The organism is Burkholderia ambifaria AMMD, from assembly GCF_000203915.1.
GTDB lineage: Bacteria > Pseudomonadota > Gammaproteobacteria > Burkholderiales > Burkholderiaceae > Burkholderia > Burkholderia ambifaria.
The window spans coordinates 3,023,677-3,047,405 of sequence record NC_008390.1 but is presented as its reverse complement, the minus strand read 5'-3'; the positions used below and the strand labels follow the sequence as shown (position 1 = coordinate 3,047,405).

Sequence of the window (23,729 nt, the reverse complement as noted above, 5' to 3'; positions counted from 1 at the left end):
CGGTCAGAACGGTCAGAATGTATAGCCGACGTCGGCCGCGCCCTTGCCCTCGAGCTCGTCGAGCAGCTTCGCGAACGGCACGAGCGGGCGGTAGCGCAGCGCGACCTTGCGCGCATAGGCGACAAAGCGCGGCAGGTCGTTCAGGTAGTGCGGCTTGCCGTCGCGGTAGTTGATGCGCGCGAACAGGCCGAGGATCTTGATGTGGCGCTGCAGCCCCATCCATTCGAGCTGGCGGTAGAACTCGCCGAAGTCCGGATCGACCGGCAGACCGGCTTTCTTCGCCCGCTCCCAGTAGTACGCGAAGCAGTCGAGCTCGAACTCCTCGTCCCAGCTGATGAACGCGTCGCGCACCAGCGACACGACGTCGTACGTGAGCGGCCCGTACACGGCGTCCTGGAAGTCGAGCACGCCCGGGTTCGGCTCGCAGACCATCAGGTTGCGCGGCATGAAATCGCGCAGCATGAAGCCCTGCGGCTGCGCATGGGCGCTCGCGACCAGCAGCGCGAAGGTGCGATCGAGTGTGCCGCGCATCGCGTCGGTGACGGGCCTGCCGAGGTGCCGGCCGACGAACCATTCGGGCAGCAGCTCCGTCTCGCGGCGCAGGAACGCCTCGTCGAACGGCGGCAGCACGTCCGGCCGCGACGTCAGCTGGAAGCGGATCAGCGCGTCGAGCGCGTCGCGCATCAGCGGGCGTGCCGCGACCGGATCGGCCGGATCGAGCACCGAGATGTACGACGTGCGGCCGAGGTCGGTCACGAGCATGAAGCCGGCGTCGAAATCGTGGGCCAGCACGTCCGGCACGTGGTCGCCGGCCGCGGCGAGCAACTGCGCGACCTGGACGAATTCACGGCACTTCTCGGGCGGCGGCGCGTCGACCGCGATCAGCGAGCCGCCGGGGCGCGTGGCCGACCCGACACGGAAATAGCGGCGGAAACTGGCGTCCGACGACGCGGGTGCGAGGGTCGACAGGTCGAGGGCGAAGCGCTCGGCGAGCGGGCGCAGCCACGCGGTCAGTGCTTCGAGGCGGGCGTCGGGCTGGGATGCGGCGGATGGGGGCGTCATGAAACTCGGCGGAGGGGGGAACGTCTTGCCATATAATACCCCACGACTTTTTTGACGCGCCCCGCGTCAGCTTGCGCCGCGCAGGCCCGCCGCCTGTCGCGCCGTCCGCCCGATCGCCTCCCCGGTTTGCGCTCAGCCGCAGTCGCGGTGCGACGGCGTGGGCCGCCGCGCGCGAATGAATGTGCCGCCGGTGCGGTTGACAAGGGGCGATTCGCCAAACGATAGATGCCGCCCAAACCGCTATTCCCGAATGTTTTCCCCGGTGACGGGGCGCCGCGCAAACGGCGGCTCGCGCTCGCGCTCCTGGCCGTGCCGGGCCTCGTGCCGGCCGTGTCGTACGCGCAGCTGTCGGGCGCGGCCGCGCAGCCGCAGCCGCTCGACTCGCCGTGGGATCTGCGTCTCGCCCCGCAGCTCGAGGATCATCCGCTGAAGGACGGCGCGAAGCCGGCCGCCTTCGTGATTGCCGACCATACGAGCGGCACGGCCGAACAGGACCTCGCCGCGAAGGGCTCGGCCGAGCTGCGCCGCGGCGATGCCGTCGTGAAGGCCGACGCGCTCCACTACGATCAGGATACCGACATGGCCGATGCATACGGCCAGGTCCGGGTGATCAACGGCGGCACGTCGTTCGCGGGCCCCGAAGCGCATCTGAAGGTCGAGGCGAACCAGGGCTTCATGACGGCGCCGAAGTACCACTTCAACGTGACGGGCGGGTCCGGCAGCGCGGAGCGCGTCGACCTGCTCGACAGCGAGCGCTCGGTGTTCGTCAACGGCACCTACACCGCGTGCCAGTGCGCGACGGACCCCGCGTGGTACATCAAGGGCAGCCGCTTCGACTTCGATACGGGCGCCGACGAAGGCACCGCGCGCAACGGCGTGCTGTTCTTCCAGGGCGTGCCGATCTTCGCGAGCCCGTGGCTGACGTTCCCGTTGTCGGGCGAGCGGCGCAGCGGCCTGCTGCCGCCGACGTTCTCGTTGAACTCGAACAACGGGTTCGAGCTGACGCTGCCGTACTACTTCAACATCGCGCCGAACCGCGACCTGACGATCACGCCGCGCATCATCTCGCGGCGCGGCGTGCAGACCGAAGCGTCGTTCCGCTACCTGTCGCCAACGTATTCGGGCACGCTGACGGCCAATTACCTGCCGGATGACCGGCTCGCGCACCGCAACCGCTACGCGATCTACTGGCAGCACCAGCAGAACTTCGGCGGCGGCTTCGGCGGCTACGTCTACTTCAACAAGGTCTCGGACAACACGTATCCGGAAGACCTCGGGTCGACGAACGAGTTCATCAACGGCACGCAGACGCTGTACCAGCAGGAAGCCGGGCTCACGTACAACAACGGCCCGTGGTCGGTGCTCGCGCGCTACCAGCACTGGCAGACGCTGCCGCCGTCGATCGCGCCGTACAGTCGCGAGCCGCAGTTGAACGTGAAGTACACAAAGTACAACGTCGGCGGCTTCGACTTCGGCGCGGAAGCCGACTATTCGCGGTTCCGCATCACGACCGCCGATGCGACCGAAGGCGACCGGATCGTCTTCAACCCGTACATCGCGTACGGCGTGTACGGCCCCGGCTACTTCGTCGTGCCGAAGGTCCAGTACCACTTCGCGTCGTACGACCTGAACTACCTGTCGTCGAGCACGCCGAACAGCCCGAAGCGCTTCACCGAGTCGATCCCGACCGTGAGCTTCGACACGGGCCTGATCTTCGACCGCTCGGTGCGCCTGTTCGGCCAGGACTTCATCCAGACCCTCGAGCCGCGCCTGTACTACGTGTACACGCCGTATCGCGACCAGTCGAACGCGCCGCTGTTCGACACCGCGGAATCCGACTTCGGCCTCGCGGAGATCTACCAGCCGAACACGTTCGTCGGCAACGACCGGATCGCGGACGCGAACCGGATCACGGCCGGCCTGACGTCGCGCTTCATCGATCCGCGCACCGGCGACGAACGCGCGCGCTTCGTGATCGCGCAGCAGTACTACTTCGCCAATCAGCGCGTCACGCTGAACTCGGTGCAGGCGCCCGTGCAGGCGCGCCACTCGGACCTGATCGTCGGTGCCGCGCTGAAGCTCGGCTCCGGCTTCATGTCGGAAACGGCGTTCCAGTACAACCAGAACAACAACCAGCTCGTGAAGTCGAGCATCGGTTTCGGCTTCAGCCCGGGCGAGCGCCGCGTGATCAACGTCGGCTACCGCTATACGCGCGCGAACACGACGCTCGACAACCAGCCGATCAACCAGTTCCTGGTGTCCGCGCAGTGGCCGCTCACGCGCCGCCTGTACGCGGTCGGCCGCTTCAACTACGACCTGGCCGCCAACCGGGTCGTCGACGGTCTGCTCGGCTTACAATACGACGCGGATTGCTGGGCGCTCGGCGTCGGTGCCCAGCGCTTCGCGAACGGCGTGAACTCGTCGGGGCAGCAGAACTCGTCGACGCGATTCATGATGCAGCTGACGTTGAAGGGGCTGTCGAGCATCGACAACGGTCTGGTGGCGGCATTCCGCGCCGGGGTGCCGGGCTATACGGCGCTGCCGTCCGCGCCGCCGCCGATGTCCCGCTTCAGTAACTACGAGTAACGCCGGCTTGTCTGCACCGGTCAGCACGATTTCAATGGAGTATCAGTGGCAATGAAGAAAACCCTTCGTTTCGCGGCAGTCGTGTCCAGCCTCGCCGCGTCCGCCGCGCTGCTCGCCGCCGCGCCGGCCGCGGCGCAGGCGCTTGGTTCGCGAGGCGCGCAGCTCGCCGACGAAGTCGTCGCGGTCGTCAACAACGACGTGATCACGGGCCGTGAACTCGACCAGCGCGTCGGCCTGATCGCGCGCCGGCTGCAGCAGCAGAACGCACCGGTGCCGCCGGCCGACCAGTTGCGTGCGCAGGTGCTGAACCAGATGGTCCTCGAACGCATCCAGGTGCAGAAGGCCAAGGACGACGGGATCCGCATCGACGATGCGACCGTGCAGTCCACGCTGCAGCGCCTCGCGCAGGCGAACGGGATGACGCTCGAACAGTATCGCGCGCGTCTCGAGGCGCAAGGCGTGCCCTGGAGCGTGTTCACGAGCGACGCCCGCACCGAGCTGATGCTGTCGAAGCTGCGCGAGCGCGAGGTCGACGGCAAGATCACCGTGTCGGATGCCGAGGTCGTGAACTACATCGCGAGCCAGCGCGGGCCGAGCGCGGCGCAGCAGCAGGATCTGCGCTTCCAGCACATCTTCATCAAGGCGCCGACCAACGCGCCGCAGGCCGAGATCGAAGTCGCGCAGAAGAAGGCCGAAGCGCTGCTGCAGCAGGCCACGTCGGGCGCCGATTTCGAGAAGCTCGCGAAGAACAATTCGGAAGCGAACGACGCGAAGAAGGGCGGCGACCTCGGCTTCAAGGCGCCGGGCGCGCTGCCGGCGGAGGTTGTCGACGCCGCATCGAAGCTGCGTCCGGGCCAGGTCAACCCGACGCTGATCCGCGTGCCGGACGGCTTCGAGATCGTGCGTCTCGTCGACCGCCGCCAGAGCCAGGGCACGAGCGCCGCCGCACCGAAGATCGTCCAGACGCACGTGCGCCACATCCTGTTGCGCGTCGGCGAGGGCAAGTCGGAAGGCCAGGCCCGTCAGCAGCTGCAGGACATTCGCCGGCAGGTCGAGGCCGGCGGCGATTTCGCGAAGTTCGCGCGCACCTACTCGCAGGACGGTTCGGCGTCGCAGGGCGGCGATCTCGGCTGGATCAGCCCGGGCGAGACCGTGCCGGAATTCGAGCGCGCGATGAACAACCTGCAGGACGGCCAGATCAGCCAGCCGGTGCGTACCGAGTACGGTTACCACCTGATCCAGGTGATCGATCGCCGCGAGTCGGAAGGCTCGGTGCAGCAGCAGATGGATATCGCGCGTCAGGCGATCGGCCAGCGCAAGGCCGAGCAGGCGTATGCCGACTGGCTGCGCGAACTGCGCGATTCGTCCTACGTGCAGTACAAGATCGGCGGCGTCGGCCCGGCGAACTGAGCGAGCTTCACATGACGGCATCCGCGCTGCAGATCGCGATCACGACGGGCGAACCCGCGGGTGTCGGCCCGGAGCTGACCGTGCAGGCGTTGCAGGATGCCGCGCGGCGCTGGCCCGGCGCGCATTTCACCGTGCTCGGCGACGCCGCGCTGCTCGACGCGCGCGCGGCGGCCGTCGGGGCCGACAGGGCGCTGCTCGCCGGCGGCGGGTCGGTGTCGGTCGAGCATCATCCGCTTGCCGCGCCCGCGCAGGCCGGCAAGCTCGACGCGGCCAACGGCCGCTACGTGCTCGCGCTGCTCGATGCCGCGATCGACGGCGCGCTGGCCGGCCGGTTCGACGCGATCGTCACCGCGCCGCTGCAGAAGAGCACGATCAACGATGCCGGCGTGCCGTTTACCGGCCATACCGAATACCTGGCGGAGCGCACGCACACGCCGCGCGTCGTGATGATGCTGGCGGGCACGGGCGAGCGGCCGCTGCGCGTCGCGCTCGCGACCACGCACCTGCCGCTGAAGGACGTGTCGGCCGCGCTGACGATCGACGGGCTCGTCGAGACGCTCGCGATCGTCGATCGCGACCTGCGGCGCGACTTCGGTCTCGCGGCGCCGCGCATCCTCGTGACGGGGCTGAACCCGCACGCGGGCGAGAACGGCTATCTCGGGCGCGAGGAGATCGACGTGATCTCGCCGGCGCTCGCACGCGCGCAAGCGCAGGGCATCGACGCGCGCGGCCCGTATCCGGCCGACACGCTGTTCCAGCCGCGCCATCTCGAGGGCGCCGATTGCGTGCTCGCGATGTTCCACGATCAGGGCTTGCCCGTGCTGAAGTATGCGACGTTCGGCGAGGGCATCAACGTCACGCTCGGGCTGCCGATCATCCGCACGTCGGTCGATCACGGCACTGCACTGGATCTGGCCGGCACCGGCCGCGCGGATCCGGGCAGCATGGTCGCCGCCCTCGACACGGCCGTCGCGATGGCGCGCCATCGCCGCGCGTCGTGACGCACCCAGGCGCAGGCCTGACCTAACTCGTCGTATTTTTCGTTTTTCTCAGTCGATGTCGAACAGCAGACAGCACCAAGGCCACTTCGCGCGCAAGCGCTTCGGGCAGAACTTCCTCGTCGATCACGGCGTGATCGACTCGATCGTCACGACGATCGGCCCCGCGCGCGGCCAGCGAATGGTCGAGATCGGCCCCGGGCTCGGCGCGCTGACCGAGCCGCTGATTGCGCGACTCGCGACGCCCGAGTCGCCGCTGCATGCGGTCGAGCTCGACCGCGACCTGATCGGCCGCCTGCAGCAACGCTTCGGCCCGCTGCTGGAGCTGCACGCGGGCGACGCGCTCGCGTTCGACTTCCGCTCGCTCGCGGCACCCGGCGACAAGCCGTCGCTGCGGATCGTCGGCAACCTGCCGTACAACATTTCCAGCCCGCTGCTGTTTCACCTGATGACGTTCGCCGATGCGGTCATCGACCAGCATTTCATGCTGCAGAACGAAGTTGTCGAGCGGATGGTCGCGGAGCCGGGCACGAAGGCGTTCTCGCGGCTGTCGGTGATGCTCCAGTATCGCTACGTGATGGAGAAGATGCTCGACGTGCCGCCGGAATCGTTCCAGCCGCCGCCGAAGGTCGATTCGGCGATCGTCCGGATGATTCCGTACGAACCGCACGAGCTGCCGGACGTCGATCCGGTGCTGCTCGGCGAACTCGTCACGGCCGCGTTCTCGCAGCGCCGCAAGATGCTGCGCAATACGCTCGGCGACTACCGCGAGACGATCGACTTCGACGGGCTCGGCTTCGATCTCGCGCGACGCGCGGAGGATGTGAGCGTGGCCGAATATGTCGGTGTCGCGCAGGCGCTGGCGGCACGGCGCAAGGCGGCGGAGTAACGGCAAGCCGCGGGCCGGGAAACGCGCGCTGGCTCGAGATTCATGAGGCTGTCCTGACGGGCAGCCTTTTTATTTTTCCGATCCGCTTTCGTCGACGAAGGACCGCGGCCGCGCGCCCTTACGCGCGCCGGCGTGGCGGCGCGTTGACGAGCGCGATCCCGGTCAGCACCAGCGCGGCCGCCGACATGAAGCGCCAGCCGACCGATTCGCCGAGCAGCAGCACGCCAAACGCGACGCCGAACAGCGGCGACAGGAACGTGAACACGGACAGCCGCGACGCGCTGTAGCGCGTCAGCAGCCAGAACCACGACAGATAGCTGACGAACGCGACGATCACCGACTGGTAGGCGAGGCTCGCGAGCGCGACCGGCGTGACCTGCGCGAACGACATCTGGCCGAGCAGCGCGGCGAGCGCGACCAGCACGACGGCCGACACCGCGAGCTGGTAGAACAGCGTCTTGCTCGCGCTGGCCCGCGCGAGCGACGTCCAGCGCACGACGACCGTCGTCGCGGCCCACATCGCGCCGCCGAGGATCCCGAGCGCGTCGCCGGCGAGCCCCGCCAGGACCGACGCGCCGGGCGCGCGCGGCTCGAGGAAGCCATCCGCGAACGCGAGCGCGATGCCGGCGAACGCGAGGCCCACGCCGGCCCACTGAACGCGTTGCAGCCGCTCACCCGGCGTGAACAGGTGCAGGCCGAGCGCGGTGAAGCACGGTGCCGTGTACAGGAAGATCGCCATGTGCGATGCGCTCGTCAGCGTCAGCCCGAAGAACACGCAGATGAACTCGCCGGCGAACAGCGCGCCGGCGGCGATGCCCGCGCCGAGCGTGCCGTCCGCGCGGAACAGCGGCGTGCCGCGCGAGTGCGCCCAACCCCACAGCAGCAGCGCGGCGATCACCGAGCGCAGCCCGGCCTGGAACATCGGCGGGATCGCCGCGTTCGTGCTCTTGATCGCGACCTGCTGGAAGCCCCAGATCGCGCACAGCAGCAGCATCACGCCGATGGCGCGCGTATCGAGTGCGCGGCGCACGGGCGACCCGGCAAGCGCGCTCATCGGCGGACCACGCCGACGCGGCGGGGAGGGGGCACGGACATCGGCAGGGGCAGCGGCGAGCGGACGGCGTGTCCGGCACGCCCGAATCGGCGGTTTCGCACGGCAGGCGGTGGGGCTGAATGGGGTGGTGGTCGCGTTCCGGCGGCGGCGGGCATGCCCGCTTTTGGTGCGAAGTGGGAGGATGTTACCCGATCGGCCGGGATGGCGGGAATCGTCGAACGGGGCGGCTTCGACCGGCGCACGGGCGGGGGCCCACTGCGCGGATGCGCGATATCAGCGGGCGGCAGACGAGGCGCCGTCGGCGAGATTCACGTGACTCCGGTAGAATTTCCGGCTCTGGAAAGTCCCCACAGGAGTACAACACATGCGTTTGCTGCATACGATGCTGCGAGTCGGCGATCTCGACCGCTCGATCAAGTTCTACACCGAATTGCTCGGCATGAAGCTGCTGCGTCGCGAGGATTATCCGGAAGGCAAGTTCACGCTCGCGTTCGTCGGCTATGAAGCGGAAAGCACGGGCACCGTGATCGAGCTGACCCATAACTGGGATACGCCGTCCTACGATCTCGGCAACGGCTTCGGCCACCTGGCGGTGGAAGTCGACGACGCGTACGCGGCCTGCGACAAGATCAAGGCGCAAGGCGGCAAGGTGACCCGCGAAGCGGGCCCGATGAAGCACGGCACGACCGTGATCGCGTTCGTCGAGGATCCGGACGGCTACAAGATCGAGTTCATCCAGAAGAAGGCGCATTGAGCGCGGGATGCGCGGCTCGCGGCGCACGATGTGCGTCGCGGGCAACGAAAACGGGCGATGCGGAGAAATCCGCATCGCCCGTTTGCATTGTGGGTGCGACTGATCGCGCTACAGTGCCGGCAGCAGTTCGGGCGGGTGATGCTTGAGCGTGTGCCGTGCTTCGCGGAATTCCGGGAAGATCGATTCGACGGTCTGCCAGAAGGCCGGGCTGTGGTTCATTTCGCGCAGGTGCGACAGCTCGTGCGCGACGACGTAGTCGACGATCGACATCGGGAAATGGATCAGCCGCCAGTTCAGCCGGATCTTGCCGTCGCTCGAGCAGCTGCCCCAGCGCGTCGCGGCCGACGACAGCGCGTACATCGAATACGTGACGCCGAGCTTTTCCGCGTAGACCACCAGCCGTTCGCCGAAGATCCGCTTCGCTTCGCCCTGCAGCCAGCCTTGCACGCGATCCTTGATCTGCTGCATGTCCGCCTGCACGGGCAGCGGCAGCGACAGCCGCAGCGCGTCGGCGTCGAATGCGACGGCACCCGCGCCGAGCGCGATCGTGATCGTCTTGCCGAGATACGGGAGTTGCGCGCCGTCGCGCCAGTCGATTTGCGGCAGCGCGCGCTGCTCGGTGCGGGTCTTCCACTCCGCGAGCTTCGCGAAGATCCAGCGCTGCTTCTCGGCGATCGCCGCTTCGATGTCGGCGAGCGTGACCCAGCGCGGCGCGGTGATCGACAGGCCGCTGCCGTCGATCGTGAAGCCGATCGTGCGGCGCGCGGAGCGCTTGAGGCGGTATTCGAGCACGCGGCTGTCGAGTGCGAACGTACGGACGCGGGAGCGATCGCGCGCGGGACCCGGATCGAGCGGTGCGGTGGGCACCGCGGGCGCCGCAGCCGCTTCAGGTGGCGCGGGCGACGCGGCGGGCGCCGACGCTGCCGGTGAGGCTGCGGCCGGCCCGTCGAAGAGCGGCAGATCCATCTGGCGATGATCGAGGGCCACGACGGCAGGCCGTGGCCGCGGACGCTTTTTCATCAGTTCGCTTCGTTTCGTCGTTCGCAACGGCTGCAATCCGGGTGATTCAGACGCGCGCGGCATCGCGCGTGCCGGCGTTGCCCGGCTGGCGATACGCATCGGGATCGATGCGGCGCATTTCCGCTTCGATCCAGGCTTCGACCTGCGAGTTCAATACGTCGGGCGTCTTGCCGTCGACGGGAATCGGCTTGCCGATCGACACGGTGACGACGCCCGGGAATTTCGTGAACGAATTGCGCGGCCACACACGACCTGCATTGTGCGCGATCGGCACGACCGGCGTATTGGTTTCGATCGCGAAGCGCGCGCCGCCCGTCTTGTATTTGCCCTGCTTGCCGACCGGCGTGCGCGTGCCTTCCGGGAACATGATCATCCACGCGCCTTCCGACAGGCGCTTCTTGCCCTGGCGGATCACCGACGTGAACGCGTTCTTGCCTTCCTTGCGGTCGATGTTGACCATGTGCAGCAGCCCGAGCGCCCAGCCGAAGAACGGCACGTAGAGCAGTTCGCGCTTGAACACGTAGCACAGCGGCTTCGGCATCAGCGCCGGAAACGCGAGCGTCTCCCACGCCGACTGGTGCTTCGACAGCAGCACGGCCGGGCCGTCGGGCAGGTTTTCCATCCCTTCGATCCGGTAGTGGATGCCGTTCAGCCAGCGCACGACCCACAGCGTCGACTTGCACCAGCCGGCCGCCATCCAGTAGCGCGCGTCGGGACGCATGAACGGGAACGCGATGAAGCACGCGGTGGCGTACGGCACCGTGTACAGGATGAAGTAGATCAGCAGCAGCAGGGAGCGGACGAAGCGCATCGGCGTGGGTCTGGTGGTAAGGAGGATGCGCGCGGCGGCCGCATCACTCGTGTTCGTGTGAAAGGAAGTCGAGCGCGAACGCGCGCAGGTCGTCGTGGACCTTCGTGCCGTCCGGCAGATTGCCCGCGGCGAGCGTCTTCTTGCCCTTGCCGGTCAGCACGAGGTGCGGCCGGAAGCCGACCGCGACGGCGGCCTGCAGGTCGCGCAGCGAATCGCCGACGGCCGGCGTGTGACCGGGATCGATCTCGAAGCGCTCGGCGATCATCTGCATCATGCCGGGTTTCGGCTTGCGGCACTCGCAACGATCTTCCGCCACGTGCGGGCAGAAGAACACCGCGTCGATGCGCGCGCCGACCGCGGCCGCCGCGCGATGCATCTTCTGGTGCATCTCGTTGAGCGCGGCCATGTCGAACAGCCCGCGGCCGATGCCGGACTGGTTGGTCGCGACGACCACGCGATAGCCTGCGTGGTTGAGCCGTGCGATCGCCTCGAGGCTGCCGGGCAGCGCGATCCATTCGTCGGGCGTCTTGATGAACGCGTCCGAATCGACGTTGATCACGCCGTCCCGGTCGAGGACGACGAGCTTACGGTTGGGGCTGATCGGCATCGTGCGGCCTTTATGCGGCGAGCTTCGAGATGTCGGCGACACAGTTCATCTGCTGATGCAGCGCGAACAGCAGCGCGAGACGGTTGGCGCGCAGCGCGGGATCCTCGGCGTTGACCATCACGTCGTTGAAGAACGTATCGACCGGTGCGCGCAGCGCGGCGAGCGCCGACAGCGCGCCCGTGTACGCACGTGCCTCGAGCTGCGACTGCACGTGCGGCGTCACGGCCGCGAGCTGTTCGTGCAGCGCCTTTTCGGCGGCCTCGACGAGCAGCGTCGGCTGCACCGTGCCGTTCGCGCCGCCTTCCGACTTCTTCAGGATGTTCGAGATCCGCTTGTTCGCGGCCGCGAGCGCCTCGGCTTCCGCGAGAAGCGTGAATTCGCGCACCGCGTCGAGGCGCGCGACGAGATCGTCGACGCGCGTCGGGTTCAGGCTCAGCACCGCGTCGACTTCGCCGGCCGAGTAGCCGCGTTCGCGCAGCAGGCCGCGCAGGCGGTCCATGAAGAACGCGAAGATCGCGTCGGTCGATTCGGCGACGCCCGGCACGCCTTCGAAGCGTGCATGGGCCGTGCGCAGCAGCGCGACGAGATCGAGCGGCAGCTGCTTCTCGAGCAGCAGGCGCAGCACGCCGAGCGCGTGGCGGCGCAGCGCGAACGGATCCTTTTCGCCCGTCGGCGCGAGGCCGATGCCCCAGATGCCGACGATCGTCTCGAGCTTGTCGGCCAGCGCGACGGCGGTCGACACCGGCGTGGTCGGCAGCGCGTCGCCGGAGAAGCGCGGCTGGTAGTGCTCGGCGCATGCGAGCGCGACGTCGTCGGGCTCGCCGTCGTGACGCGCGTAGTACGTGCCCATCGTGCCCTGCAGTTCAGGGAACTCGCCGACCATGTCGGTCAGCAGGTCGGCCTTCGCGAGGCGCGCGGCGCGCTTCGCGTGCGCGGCGTCGGCGCCGATCGCGGGCGCGATCTCGCCGGCCAGCGCCTCGAGGCGCTCGACGCGCGCGAGCGCCGAACCGAGCTTGTTGTGATAGACGACGTTCGCGAGCAGCGGCACGCGGTCGGCGAGCGGCTTCTTCTTGTCCTGCTCGAAGAAGAACTTCGCGTCGGCGAGGCGCGGGCGCACGACGCGCTCGTTGCCTTCGATGATCTCGCCCGGCGTCTTCGTGTCGATGTTCGACACGATCAGGAAGCGCGAGCGCAGCTTGCCGCCGACGTCGGTCAGCGCGAAGTACTTCTGGTTCGTCTGCATCGTGAGGATCAGGCATTCCTGCGGCACCTGCAGGAATTCGTCCTCGAAGCGGCACGGATAGACGACCGGCCATTCGACCAGCGACGTCACTTCGTCGAGCAGCGCTTCGGGCATCACGACCGTGTCGCCGTTCGCGTGTTCGTTCAGCTGCGTGCGGATCGTTTCGCGGCGGTCGGCGAAGTGCGCGATCACGCGACCCTTGTCGCGCAGCGTGTCGGCATACGCGTGCGCATGCTGGATCGCGACGAGGCCGTCGGACAGGAAGCGGTGGCCGAGCGTGGTGTCGCCGGCGTCGATGCCGAACGCGGTCACGGGCACGACGCGATCGTCGTGCAGCACGGTCAGGCGGTGCACCGGGCGCACGAACTTCACGTCGGTGCCGTCCGGGCGCTGGTAGGTCATGAACTTCGGGATCGGCAGCTTCGCGAGGGTTTCGTCGAGCGCGGCCTGCAGGCCGTCGGCGAGCGTCGCGCCGGCTGCCGAGTAATTGACGAAGAACGCTTCGGCCTTGCCGTCCTGCGCGCGCTCGAGATCGGCGATCGACAGGTGCGGGTGACCGAGCGCCGCGAGCTTCTTCGCGAGCGGGGCCGTCGGCTTGCCTTCGGCGTCGAGCGCGACCGAGACGGGCAGGACCTTTTCGCGGACCTGCTTTTCAGGCGCGACGGCGCGCACGTTCTGCACGACGACGGCGAGGCGGCGCGGCGTGGCGTAGCGTTCGAACACGAGTTCGCCTTCGACGAGGTCGCGCGCCGCGAGGCGTTGCGCGAGACCTTCGGCGAATGCGTCGCCGAGGCGCGCGAGGGCCTTCGGCGGCAGCTCTTCGGTCAGCAATTCGACGAGCAGGGGGGCGGGATGGTTATGCGTCATGTGTGGAATCAATCTCGTCTCGTCAGTCCTGATCGATCTTGCGTTCGACCTTGAGCGGCGGCGCCCATGCCGGCTGCGCGGCGTCCTGGGCGTCGGTGGTGAGGCCCGGCACGCCCGGCGGGTTGCCGAGCATCGGGAAGCCGAGCTTCTCGCGCGAGTCGTAGTAAGCCTGCGCGACGAGACGCGACAGCGCGCGGATGCGGCCGATGTAGGCCGCGCGTTCGGTGACCGAGATCGCGCCGCGCGCATCGAGCAGGTTGAACGTGTGGCCGGCCTTCAGCACGAGTTCGTACGCGGGCAGCGCGAGCTGCGCGTCGATCATCTTCTTCGCTTCCGCTTCGTAGCTGTTGAAGAACGTGAACAGCAGGTCGACGTTCGCGTGCTCGAAGTTGTAGGTCGACTGCTCGACCTCGTTCTGGTGGTAGACGTCGCCGTACGACAGGCGGCGCAGCTCGGGGCCGTTCGGGCCTTGCTCTTCCCACTCGGTCCAGACCAGGTCGTACACGTTCTCGACCTTCTGCAGGTACATCGCGAGGCGCTCGAGGCCGTACGTGATTTCGCCGAGCACCGGTTTGCATTCGAGGCCGCCGACTTCCTGGAAATACGTGAACTGCGTGACTTCCATCCCGTTCAGCCACACTTCCCAGCCGAGGCCCCACGCGCCGAGCGTCGGGTTCTCCCAGTCGTCCTCGACGAAGCGCACGTCGTTCTGCTTCAGGTCGAAGCCGAGCGCTTCCAGCGAGCCGAGGTACAGGTCGAGGATGTTTTCCGGCGCCGGCTTGAGCACGACCTGGTACTGGTAGTAATGCTGCAGGCGGTTCGGGTTCTCGCCGTAGCGGCCGTCCTTCGGGCGGCGCGACGGCTGCACGTACGCGGCGCGCCACGGCTCGGGGCCGACCGCGCGCAGGAACGTGTGGACGTGCGACGTGCCCGCGCCGACTTCCATGTCGATGGGCTGGAGCAGGGCGCAACCCTGCTTGTCCCAGTAGGACTGCAGCGTCAGGATGATTTGCTGAAACGTAAGCATGAAGAGCCTTCGTGGCGCTGGCGCTCCGTTGCGAACGGCGCTCCGGGCGGAGCCCGGAGGGTCGGCTCGCGCGGCGGCGCGGCTTGTTAGTGTGCTGAAACGCGTAATTTTACCGGATCGGCGACCGGATGCGGCCGGAACGCCGACGAAGGGGCCGTCGGCGGTATTCCGGCGACCCGTGCGAAGCGCGTGCAAGGGGTGCCGGCGCGCGCGTCGCGGCCGCTTGTGCGGCGTCGCGATGCGCGTGTCGCGTCGGCGGCCGCAGCGCTTTGCGCGGGCGTTAAGATGCACGTATTGCGGCGCGCGCGACGCGTGCCGCGTGACCGATTGCCCACTCCGGACCGCATGGACGATTCGAACGACTTCCTCATTCCGCTGATCCCGCCGCTGCTCGCCATGCTCGGGCAGGCCGCCGACGCGCACGCGCGCGGCGAGCACGATGCGCACGCGCTGTGGCTCGCCGCCGCCGGCCATCTGCACGCGGTCGACATGGCCGCGCTCGCGCAGCTCACGTCGGCGCTCGTCGCGCGACAGCGCGCGGCCGACGCGCTCGCGCTGGCCGAATGCGCGGTGCGCGTGCATCCGGGCGCCGGTGCCCGTTTCAATCACGGCTACGTGCTGCAGATGCTCGGCCGTCACGCCGAGGCCGTCGCGCCGTATCGCGCCGCCTATGCGCTCGATCCGCGCTGGCCGTCGCTGCGCAACAACCTCGCGATCGCGCTGCGGCTGTCGGGCGGCGACCGCAACGAGGAAATCGCGCTGCTCGACGCGGCCGTGGAGGCCAATCCGCACGACGTGCAGGCGTGGATCAACCTGGTCGTCGCGCGGCTCGCGGCCCAGGACCTCGACGGCGCGCTCGCCTGTGCGGCGCGGCTCGCGCAGATCGCGCCCGACAATGCGCTCGCGCTGAACAACATCGCGATGGCGATGAAGGAAGCGCAGCGCTGGGACGACGCCGAGCGCTACGCGGCGCGTGCGTGCGAACTGGCGCCCGACGACGCGTCGTTCCGTTTCAATCTCGCGATCATCCAGCTCGTGCGCGGCAACTACGCGGCCGGCTGGCGCGGCCACGAGGCGCGCTGGGACGGTGCGGGCGAGCTGCGCGGCCGCCGGCCGGCGCTGCCGGGCCCGCGCTGGCAGGGCGAGCCGCTCGCGGGCAAGACGCTGCTCGTGTGGGGCGAGCAGGGGCTCGGCGACGTGCTGCAGTTCGCGCGCTTCGTCGCGCCGCTCGCCGAGCGCGTGCACCGCGAGGGCGGCCGGCTCGCGTGGAACACGTTTCCGCAGGTGGGCACGCTGATGCAGCGCAGCCTCGGTGCGCATGCGGACGCGTTCAGCGCGGGCGGCAGCGTCGACGAGTTGCCCGCCTTCGACTACGAAGTGCCGCTGATCGGGCTGCCGCTGATGCTCGGGATGGAGACCTCGACGCTCGGCGAGTCGGTGCCGTACCTGCATGCCGACCGCCACGCGCGCGACGCGTGGCGCGCGCGGCTCGCGGGCGATGGCCGGTTGAACGTCGGGCTCGTCTGGACGGGCAGTCCGGGACACCAGCGCAACCCGTTCCGGCGCGTCGGGCTCGATCGCTACGCCGATGCGTTTCGCGGTATCGACGGCGTCACGTTCCATTCGCTGCAGCCGGGCGCGGATGCGGATGTCGCCGCGGCGCGCGCGGCCGGTTTCGCGATCGAGGACTACACGGCCGAACTGAAGAGTTTCGACGATACGGCCGCGTTCATCGGCGCGCTGGATCTGGTGATCACGGTGTGCACGTCGGTCGCCCATCTGGCGGGCGCACTGGGCGCGCGCACCTGGGTGCTGCTCGACGTGAATCCGCACTGGCCGTGGCTGCTCGAACGGACCGACAGCCCGTGGTATCCGACCGCCACGCTGTACCGGCAGCCGACGTTCGGCGCATGGGCGCCGGTGATGGCGGCGCTCGGGCGGGATCTGCGCGGCCTGGCCGCGCAGGCGAAGCGGCCGGCCTGAGCGGCCGGCCGAGGCGTCACAGGTCGGGGTCGTCGCCGGCCTTCGAACCGTTGCGGCGGCGCAGGCCCGGCCCGAACGTGAAGCCGAACGCGAGCAGCACCAGCGATACCGCGAGCACGACATTGTTGCCGCTCGTCACGTACGGCGTGAACCCGCTCGTGCCTTCGATCCGCAGGTCGAGCGAGCCGATCGTGAACGGTTTCAGCTGGCCGAGCACGCGGCCGCGCGCGTCGATCGCGGCCGTCATCCCGGTATTGGTCGCGCGCAGCATCGGCCGGCCCGTCTCGAGCGCGCGCATCCGCGCGATCTGCAGATGCTGGTCGAGCGCGATCGTGTCGCCGAACCACGCGAGGTTCGTCACGTTGACGAGCACGCCGGGCGGCTGCGGATTGTCGCGGATCGTCGCGGCGATTTCCTCGCCGAACAAGTCCTCGTAGCAGATGTCGGCCATCACCGGCTGGTTGTGCACGAGGAACGGCTTCTGCACCGGCGCGCCGCGCGCGAAGTCGCCGAGCGGCATCTTCATCAGGTCGACGAACCACCGGAAGCCCCACGGGATGAATTCGCCGAAGGGCACGAGATGGTGCTTGTCGTAGTGATAGATGTCGCGCGAATGCGGCGTCACGCCGTACAGGCTGTTCGTGTAGTCGACGTAGCGGCCTTCGGGCGTGACCGACGCGCCGACCGCGCCGAACAGCACGGCCGAGCCCGTCGTGTCGCTGAACTTGCGGATCGCGACGGCGAACGGCTCGGGCAGCTCCTGGATCATCACCGCGATCGCGGTCTCCGGCGTGACGATCAGGTCGGCGGGCTTCTCGACGATCATCTGCTGGTACATCTTGATCGCCGCGTCGATGCCCGCCTGCTCGAACTTGATGTCCTGCTTCACGTTGCCCTGCAGCAGCCGCACGCTGAGCGGCGCGTTCGCGGGCACGGTCCACGTGGCCTGCGACAGCCCGATGCCGGCCGCGACGAGCGCGACGGCGACGCCGGCCGGCGCGGCGATGCGGATGCGTGCGTTGCCGCCGGCGCGTTCAGCGGCGGGCGACCGGCGCGCGGCGACGAGCGCCTGCACGACCAGCGCGGCGAACAGCGCGAGCACCCAGGCGATCCCGTACACGCCGACCACTGGCGCGAAGCCCGCGAACGGGCCGTCGACCTGCGCATAGCCGCTCGCGAGCCACGGAAAGCCGGTCAACACGGTGCCGCGCAGCCATTCGCCGAGCGCCCAGGCGCTCGCGAATGCGAACGCGCCGTGCCAGGTCGGCGAGAACGGCCGCGGGTCGGCTTCGCGGCGATGCCACGCGTGGCCCGCGCAGAACGACCATAGCCCGGCCGAGAACGCCGGGTACAGCGACAGGTACAGCGAGAACAGCACCAGCGCGCCGCCCGCGAGCGGCGCGGCCATCTCGCCGTACACGTGCATGCTGATGTAGAGCCACCACACGCCGGTGATGAAGTTGCCGAAGCCGAACGCGCCGCCGGTGAGCGCGGCGCCGCGCCAGCTCGACGTGCGCGTCAGCTGCGCGAAAAACCAGACGAATACGACGAGCTGCAGCCAGCCGCCATGCGGGGTCGGTGCGAAGCCGAGCGTATTGGCCGCGCCGGCGAGCAGCGCGGCCGGATAGTGCCAGCGCGGCAGCGCGCGGCCGGGCGCCGGCGCGAGAAGGCCGCCAGCCGGGCGGGACGGGATCGGATCGTCCATGTGAAGCGAAAGGGGGCGAGCGGTTGAAGGAGACGCGGGCGGCGCGAGACGGTCAGTCTTCGTGCGAGGTTTCGGCGCGGCGGCTCGCGTGCGGGTTGCGGCGCACCAGCAGCACGTGGACCTGGCGCGCATCGCCGCGCTGGATCTCGAACACGAGGTTGCCGAGCTGCAGCTTCTCGCCGCGGTGCGGCACGCGGCCGAAATGATGGGTGATCAGCCCGCCGATCGTGTCGACTTCGTCGTCGGGGAAGTCGGTGCCGAACGATTCGTTGAACTGTTCGATCTCGGTGAGCGCGCGCACGCGGTAGCGGCCGTCCGGCCCCGAGATGATGTTGCCGGCCTCTTCGTCGAAGTCGTATTCGTCCTCGATGTCGCCGACGATCTGTTCGAGCACGTCCTCGATCGTGATCAGGCCCGCGACGCCGCCGTATTCGTCGACGACGATCGCGAGGTGGTTGCGGTTCACGCGGAAGTCGTGCAGCAGCACGTTCAGGCGCTTCGATTCGGGGATGAACACGGCGGGGCGCAGCATCCCGCGCACGTCGAATTCCTCTTCGGCATAGAAGCGCAGCAGGTCTTTCGCGAGCAGCACGCCGATCACGTTGTCGCGGTTCTCCTCGAACACGGGGTAGCGCGAGTGCGCTTTCTCGAGGACGAACGGGATGAAGTCTTCAGGCTTGTCGGCGATGTTGATCGCGTCCATCTGCGCGCGCGGCACCATGATGTCGCGGGCGCACAGGTCGGACACCTGGAACACACCTTCGATCATCGACAGCGAATCGGCGTCGATCAGGTTGCGTTCGTGGGCGTCCTGGAGGATTTCCAGCAGCTCGGTCCGGGATTCCGGCTCGGGCGAGATGAAGTCGGTCAGGCGCTCGAGCAGCGAGCGCTTTTCTTGCGGTTTGTCGGTGAGCTTACGACTGGGATACGAATCGTTCATGGTGGTGCGCCCGGGTCATGCCGGGGCGCGCGGTCACGGAGTAGGCAAGGATACACCAAGGGCATGGCGCGGCCGTGTCACCCCGGCCGTCCGGCCGGGGGCACGCGGCGCGCGCGGGCCCCGCTCGGGAACGGCCGCGCCGGGCGCCGCCGTCCTTCGTCTCCATCCTATCCCAGAACGACGCGCCGGGGCAGCGGCGGCAAAAAAGCGGGGCGCAACGGCGACCGGCCGGTCGGTCGGTGCCGGCGACATTTCGTCGCGGCTCGGGCGGGCCGAGGGGGCCCGCGCAGGCTCCGGAAATTCAGAAGCGCATGCCGGCCGAACAGCCGCCGCCCGCCGCGCCGTTGGTCGCGACGCCGCCGCAGCCCAGGACGCCGCAGCCGGACAGCGCGACACTCGCGGCGACGAGCAGCGCGGCCAGCGCGCCGCGCGATCCGCGTGACGGTTTCATCGACATGGCGCCTCCCGCGGGGCATCCTTTCGCTTGCTTGGGCGTGGCGCGCGCCCGCCTGTCGAACGTCACCGGCATCGCGCGAGCAGCCCTTCCAGCGCGCGATCGGGGATGCCGCTCGCACGCAGCGCCTCCACGGTGCGGCTCACATAGTCGAGCGTCGTGCCGTAGCGGCCGGCCGCGCAGCCGAACACTTCCTTCACGACGGGGTCGGTCAGCTTGCCCGTGTAGGCCGGCGCGTCGCGGCGCATCACGAAGGCCAGCGCGTTCACGCGTTCGCCGGTCTCGAGCGAGCACGGCAGCCACGCGGGCCGGTACGAGCCCATCGGCATCTCGCGTTTCCACAAGGTTTCGAGATGCGGCTGCGCGGTCGGGCCGGCGAGCCGGAATGCGATGCCCGAGCACGAGCCGCCGCGATCGAGCGCGAGCACGAGGCCCGGCCGTTCGGGCGTGCCGCGGTTCACGCGCGACCACAGGTAGAGCCCGCGATGGTAGCCGTGTACCTTGCCGCGCACGGCGGCGACGGTCGGCAGCCCGGGGTTCCAGATCAGCGAGCCATAGCCGAACAGCCAGAGATCCTGCTGGCCGTCCCAGTCGCGCATCGTGTGCGCGAGCGAGGCCGCCAGTTCGTCTTGCGTCAGCAGCCTTCCCTCGCCGATCGACGGCGGGTAGGCGGGCGGCAGCATTGCGGCGTGGCGCATGGCGCGGACGGCTCTTACTGGTACGGGTTCGGGAAGCCCAGCTTCGCGAGGATGGCGACTTCGAGCGCTTCCATTTCGGCGGCGTCTTCTTCGCTCGTCTCGTGATCGTAGCCCTGCGCGTGCAGCGCGCCGTGCACCAGCAGGTGCGCGTAGTGGGCCGCGAGCGGCTTGCCCTGTTCCTGCGCTTCCTTCTCGACGACCGGGCAGCACAGCACGAGGTCGCCGATCACGGTGCCGTCGGGCAGCGGATCGTACGCGAAGGTCAGCACGTTGGTCGGGTAGTCCTTGTGGCGGTAGCCGTCGTTCAGCGTGCGGCCTTCTTCCTCGCCGACGAAGCGCACGGTGAGCTGCGCGCTCGAGAACAGCGCCGGCTCGATCCACTCGGCGATCAGCTTGCGCTTGGGGCACGCCTTGCGGACGTCGCCGGTGACTTCGTCGCCGTACTGCACGGACAGGTCGAACTCGAGTTCGCGCGGCTCGTCCGCCATTTCCGCGATTTCCTCCTCGCGCGGCGCGGGCTCGGCGCCGACGTGCAGGGTCACGCTGTCGTAATGCTCGGGCTGCAGCGCGAGTTTCGCGCGCATCGCCGGGTCGTTGTGCTGCGCGACGATCGCGACGGCCGTGTCGCCCGAGCTGCCCGACAGGTCGAACATCAGGCTGCGGCCATCCGGGAAGTCGATTCGCAGCCCTTGCGCGGCGACGGTCCGGGCCTTGCCCTTCGCATCGAACAGCGAAACACGGGGGGAATCGGGCGCGGCGGACTGGTCGCGCCCGGACTTGCGAGAACGGGAAGATTTCATGACGGGTGCGGCGATTGGAACGCGTTGAGGATACACCAAACGGCCGATCGCTCCCGAATTCGCACCGGCCGCGTGCGAGCGAAAAAAAGCCCGGCGCGCCGTCGGGCGGGCCGGGCCGTGGGCCGGTGCGGCGCGCGGGCGCCGCCCGTGCGTCACACGTCCTTGTGCTGCGCGTGGAAGTCGTCGTACGCCTCGACGATGCGCGCGACGAGCGGATGACGCACGACGTCCACGCTCGTGAAGCGCGTGAGCGCGATGCCGCGCACGCCGCCGAGCACTTGCTGCGCCTCCACCAGGCCGCTCTTGTGCCCGCGCGGCAGGTCGACCTGGCTCGTGTCGCCGGTCACGACGGCCTTCGAGCCGAAGCCGATCCGCGTGAGGAACATCTTCATCTGCTCGGGCGTCGTGTTCTGCGCCTCGTCGAGGATGATGAACGCGTGGTTCAGCGTGCGGCCGCGCATGTACGCGAGCGGCGCGATCTCGATCATCTGGCGCTCGAACATCTTCGCCGTCTTGTCGAAGCCGAGCAGGTCGTACAGCGCGTCGTACAGCGGCCGCAGGTACGGATCGACCTTCTGCGCGAGATCGCCCGGCAGGAAGCCGAGCCGCTCGCCGGCCTCGACGGCCGGGCGCGTCAGCACGATCCGCTTGACCTGGTCGCGCTCGAGCGCGTCGACCGCGCACGCAACCGCGAGGTAGGTCTTGCCGGTGCCGGCCGGCCCGATGCCGAACGTCACGTCGTGCGACAGGATCTGCTTCAGGTATTCGCGCTGAGCGGGCGTGCGCCCGCGCAGGTCGGCGCGCCGCGTGTACAGCTTCGGCCCAGGTTCCTCCTCGGGCCCCGCGTCGTCGAGCTGCACGGCCGGTTCGTCGAACGGATGGTCCGGGTCGCCGCGAAAGCGCACGTCGAGCGTGTCCTGGCGGCCGTTGCCGGCGGTGTGACGCACTTCGACCAGCGCGAGCTGGATATCGTCGACCGACAGCGGATCGCGCGAGCGGTTGTAGAAGTTCTCGAGCGCCGCGAGCGCGAGCTTCGCGCCGCGCCCGCGGATCGTGATCCGGTGGCCGCGCCGCGCGAGCGTGACGTCGAGCGCCTGTTCGATCTGCCGCAGATTCTCGTCGAGCGGGCCGCAGAGGTTGGCGAGGCGCGCGTTGTCTTCGCGCGGCGCGGTGAATTCCAGTGCTTGGACGGTCTTCAAAGTAGCGTCGGGCTCCTGTCGGGCGTCAGTCGGTCAATGGGTGGCCGCGCTCGCGTCGTCGCTCACGAGCAGCAGCTCGCCGCGCAGCGAATGCGGGTACGCATGGTTGATCTTCACGTCGATCATCTGGCCGATCAGGCGCGGGTGCGACGCGAGCGGCGCCGGGAAATTCACGACCCGGTTGTTCTCGGTGCGGCCCGACAGTTCGTTCGGATCCTTGCGCGACGGGCCCTCGACGAGGATCCGCTCGACCTTCCCGACCATCGACCGGCTGATGCGCGCGACGTTTTCCTCGATGGTCGCCTGCAGATGTTGCAGGCGTTTGAGCTTGACCTCGCGCGGCGTGTCGTCGTGCAGGTTCGCGGCCGGCGTGCCGGGGCGCGGGCTGTAGATGAACGAGAAGCTGGTGTCGTAGCTCATCTCGTGCACGAGCGCCATCATCTTGTCGAAATCCTCCTCGGTCTCGCCGGGGAAGCCGACGATCATGTCGGTCGACAGCGACAGGTCCGGGCGGATCGCGCGCAGCTTGCGGATCACCGACTTGTATTCGAGCACCGTGTAGCCGCGCTTCATCGCCATCAGGATGCGGTCGGAGCCGTGCTGGACCGGCAGGTGCAGGTGGCTCACGAGCTTCGGCACCTTCGCGTAGGTGTCGATCAGGCGCTGCGTGAATTCCTTCGGGTGCGACGTCGTGTAGCGGATGCGCTCGATGCCGGGGATGTCGGCGACGTATTCGATCAGCGTCGCGAAATCGGCGATTTCCGTCGAGCCGGCCGTCAGCGCGCCGCGGTATGCATTCACGTTCTGGCCGAGCAGCGTGACTTCGCGCACGCCCTGGTCGGCGAGGCCGGCCACTTCGGTCAGCACGTCGTCGAGCGGGCGCGACACTTCGTCGCCGCGCGTGTACGGCACGACGCAGTAGCTGCAGTACTTCGAACAGCCTTCCATGATCGACACGAACGCGCTCGGCCCCTCGACGCGCGCGGGCGGCAGGTGGTCGAACTTCTCGATCTCGGGGAACGAGATGTCGACCTGTGCACGGCCGCTCGCGCGGCGCTGGTCGATCATCTGCGGCAGGCGGTGCAGCGTCTGCGGGCCGAACACGAGGTCGACGTACGGTGCGCGCGACACGATCGACGCGCCTTCCTGGCTGGCGACGCAGCCGCCGACGCCGATCAGCAGGCCCGGCTTCGCTTCCTTCAGCTCGCGCACGCGGCCGAGGTCGGAGAACACCTTTTCCTGCGCCTTCTCACGCACCGAGCACGTGTTGAACAGGATGATGTCCGCGTCTTCCGGGGTATCGGTCTTTTCGAGGCCTTCGGCCGCATTGAGCACGTCCACCATCTTGTCCGAGTCGTACTCGTTCATCTGGCAGCCGAAGGTCTTTACGTAAACTTTTTTCGTCATGGGGATTCGCCGTTCGCAGTGGTTGACCTGGGGGCGTCGTCAAGGGTGTATCGGGACGGCTGCAGCGATGCAGCGGCTCGTGCCGGCGCCGCGTGGCGGACCGGGGCGCGCGGTGCGCGTCGAGCGAGCGTGGCGTGCACGCGTGAAAAGCCGTCGGGCAAGCCTTCCATTATAGCTTTACGCGCCGTCCCGGGCGGGCGGCGGGTTGCGGCCGC

The 23,729-nt window shown here is 68.7% G+C and carries 20 protein-coding genes; 6 read left to right on the top strand and 14 right to left on the bottom strand.

What is annotated here, in order from left to right; translation table 11 throughout:
* Nucleotides 1–12: 12 nt before the first annotated feature.
* Complete coding sequence (locus BAMB_RS13960; protein ID WP_011657886.1) at nucleotides 13–1,062, bottom strand: aminoglycoside phosphotransferase family protein; 1,050 nt, start codon at nucleotides 1,060–1,062, stop codon at nucleotides 13–15.
* Nucleotides 1,063–1,287: 225 nt separating this feature from the next.
* Here BAMB_RS13960 and BAMB_RS13955 point away from each other — a divergent pair, with 225 nt between their 5' ends.
* Genes BAMB_RS13955 through rsmA form a run of 4 tightly spaced genes read left to right on the top strand, consistent with a single transcriptional unit; the run spans nucleotide 1,288 to nucleotide 6,945 of the window.
* Nucleotides 1,288–3,648: an LPS-assembly protein LptD gene (locus BAMB_RS13955; RefSeq protein ID WP_011657885.1), complete on the top strand. Its 2,361-nt coding sequence runs from the start codon at nucleotides 1,288–1,290 to the stop codon at nucleotides 3,646–3,648.
* Between the two features lie 51 nt (nucleotides 3,649–3,699).
* Entirely contained in the window at nucleotides 3,700–5,058 is a 1,359-nt protein-coding gene (locus tag BAMB_RS13950; protein ID WP_011657884.1) for a peptidylprolyl isomerase, read from the top strand.
* A gap of 11 nt (nucleotides 5,059–5,069) precedes the next feature.
* The gene (gene pdxA, locus BAMB_RS13945) at nucleotides 5,070–6,059 is read left to right on the top strand and encodes a 4-hydroxythreonine-4-phosphate dehydrogenase PdxA (RefSeq protein WP_011657883.1); all 990 of its coding nucleotides are present in this window, start codon (nucleotides 5,070–5,072) and stop codon (nucleotides 6,057–6,059) included.
* Between the two features lie 55 nt (nucleotides 6,060–6,114).
* The gene (rsmA, locus tag BAMB_RS13940; RefSeq protein ID WP_011657882.1) at nucleotides 6,115–6,945 is read left to right on the top strand and encodes a 16S rRNA (adenine(1518)-N(6)/adenine(1519)-N(6))-dimethyltransferase RsmA; all 831 of its coding nucleotides are present in this window, start codon (nucleotides 6,115–6,117) and stop codon (nucleotides 6,943–6,945) included.
* 118 nt (nucleotides 6,946–7,063) lie between these two features.
* On the opposite strand, the gene BAMB_RS13935 is transcribed toward rsmA, so the two are convergent.
* Nucleotides 7,064–7,999, bottom strand: coding sequence for a DMT family transporter (locus BAMB_RS13935; protein ID WP_041491269.1), 936 nt, complete (start codon nucleotides 7,997–7,999; stop codon nucleotides 7,064–7,066).
* Between the two features lie 364 nt (nucleotides 8,000–8,363).
* Here BAMB_RS13935 and gloA point away from each other — a divergent pair, with 364 nt between their 5' ends.
* Nucleotides 8,364–8,753, top strand: a complete 390-nt coding sequence (gene gloA, locus BAMB_RS13930; protein WP_011657880.1) for a lactoylglutathione lyase — start codon at nucleotides 8,364–8,366, stop codon at nucleotides 8,751–8,753.
* Between the two features lie 108 nt (nucleotides 8,754–8,861).
* On the opposite strand, the gene BAMB_RS13925 is transcribed toward gloA, so the two are convergent.
* The 5 genes from BAMB_RS13925 to glyQ are packed head-to-tail and all read right to left on the bottom strand — an operon-like array spanning nucleotide 8,862 to nucleotide 14,328.
* Nucleotides 8,862–9,773, bottom strand: coding sequence for a M48 family metallopeptidase (locus tag BAMB_RS13925; RefSeq protein ID WP_011657879.1), 912 nt, complete (start codon nucleotides 9,771–9,773; stop codon nucleotides 8,862–8,864).
* A 46-nt stretch (nucleotides 9,774–9,819) separates the two neighbouring features.
* Nucleotides 9,820–10,584, bottom strand: coding sequence for a lysophospholipid acyltransferase family protein (locus tag BAMB_RS13920; RefSeq protein ID WP_011657878.1), 765 nt, complete (start codon nucleotides 10,582–10,584; stop codon nucleotides 9,820–9,822).
* A gap of 43 nt (nucleotides 10,585–10,627) precedes the next feature.
* Nucleotides 10,628–11,191 carry a D-glycero-beta-D-manno-heptose 1,7-bisphosphate 7-phosphatase gene (gene gmhB / locus BAMB_RS13915; RefSeq protein WP_006751479.1) on the bottom strand — a complete coding sequence of 188 codons (564 nt, stop codon included), beginning with the start codon at nucleotides 11,189–11,191 and terminating at the stop codon, nucleotides 10,628–10,630.
* A 10-nt stretch (nucleotides 11,192–11,201) separates the two neighbouring features.
* Nucleotides 11,202–13,301: a glycine--tRNA ligase subunit beta gene (gene glyS, locus BAMB_RS13910; RefSeq protein ID WP_011657877.1), complete on the bottom strand. Its 2,100-nt coding sequence runs from the start codon at nucleotides 13,299–13,301 to the stop codon at nucleotides 11,202–11,204.
* Between the two features lie 22 nt (nucleotides 13,302–13,323).
* Nucleotides 13,324–14,328 (bottom strand): glycine--tRNA ligase subunit alpha, encoded by a 1,005-nt coding sequence (gene glyQ, locus BAMB_RS13905; RefSeq protein WP_006477868.1) that lies wholly within the window; start codon nucleotides 14,326–14,328, stop codon nucleotides 13,324–13,326.
* A 345-nt stretch (nucleotides 14,329–14,673) separates the two neighbouring features.
* On the opposite strand from glyQ, the gene BAMB_RS13900 reads away from it, so the two are divergent.
* Nucleotides 14,674–16,311 (top strand): tetratricopeptide repeat protein, encoded by a 1,638-nt coding sequence (locus tag BAMB_RS13900; protein WP_011657876.1) that lies wholly within the window; start codon nucleotides 14,674–14,676, stop codon nucleotides 16,309–16,311.
* A gap of 16 nt (nucleotides 16,312–16,327) precedes the next feature.
* Here the strand turns inward: BAMB_RS13900 and lnt are convergent, their stop codons facing one another.
* The 7 genes from lnt to miaB form a co-directional block, all read right to left on the bottom strand.
* Complete coding sequence (gene lnt, locus BAMB_RS13895; protein ID WP_011657875.1) at nucleotides 16,328–18,016, bottom strand: apolipoprotein N-acyltransferase; 1,689 nt, start codon at nucleotides 18,014–18,016, stop codon at nucleotides 16,328–16,330.
* Between the two features lie 52 nt (nucleotides 18,017–18,068).
* Entirely contained in the window at nucleotides 18,069–18,956 is an 888-nt protein-coding gene (locus BAMB_RS13890; protein WP_006755523.1) for an HlyC/CorC family transporter, read from the bottom strand.
* Nucleotides 18,957–19,257: 301 nt separating this feature from the next.
* A complete protein-coding gene (locus BAMB_RS13885) occupies nucleotides 19,258–19,407 on the bottom strand; it encodes a hypothetical protein (RefSeq protein WP_165751998.1) in 150 nt (49 codons plus the stop codon).
* 68 nt (nucleotides 19,408–19,475) lie between these two features.
* Nucleotides 19,476–20,108 (bottom strand): gamma-glutamylcyclotransferase, encoded by a 633-nt coding sequence (locus BAMB_RS13880; RefSeq protein WP_011657874.1) that lies wholly within the window; start codon nucleotides 20,106–20,108, stop codon nucleotides 19,476–19,478.
* Nucleotides 20,109–20,122: 14 nt separating this feature from the next.
* Nucleotides 20,123–20,908: an rRNA maturation RNase YbeY gene (gene ybeY, locus BAMB_RS13875; RefSeq protein ID WP_011657873.1), complete on the bottom strand. Its 786-nt coding sequence runs from the start codon at nucleotides 20,906–20,908 to the stop codon at nucleotides 20,123–20,125.
* 152 nt (nucleotides 20,909–21,060) lie between these two features.
* Nucleotides 21,061–22,107: a PhoH family protein gene (locus tag BAMB_RS13870; protein ID WP_011657872.1), complete on the bottom strand. Its 1,047-nt coding sequence runs from the start codon at nucleotides 22,105–22,107 to the stop codon at nucleotides 21,061–21,063.
* A 33-nt stretch (nucleotides 22,108–22,140) separates the two neighbouring features.
* Nucleotides 22,141–23,514, bottom strand: a complete 1,374-nt coding sequence (gene miaB, locus BAMB_RS13865) for a tRNA (N6-isopentenyl adenosine(37)-C2)-methylthiotransferase MiaB (RefSeq protein ID WP_011657871.1) — start codon at nucleotides 23,512–23,514, stop codon at nucleotides 22,141–22,143.
* Nucleotides 23,515–23,729 lie beyond the last annotated feature (215 nt).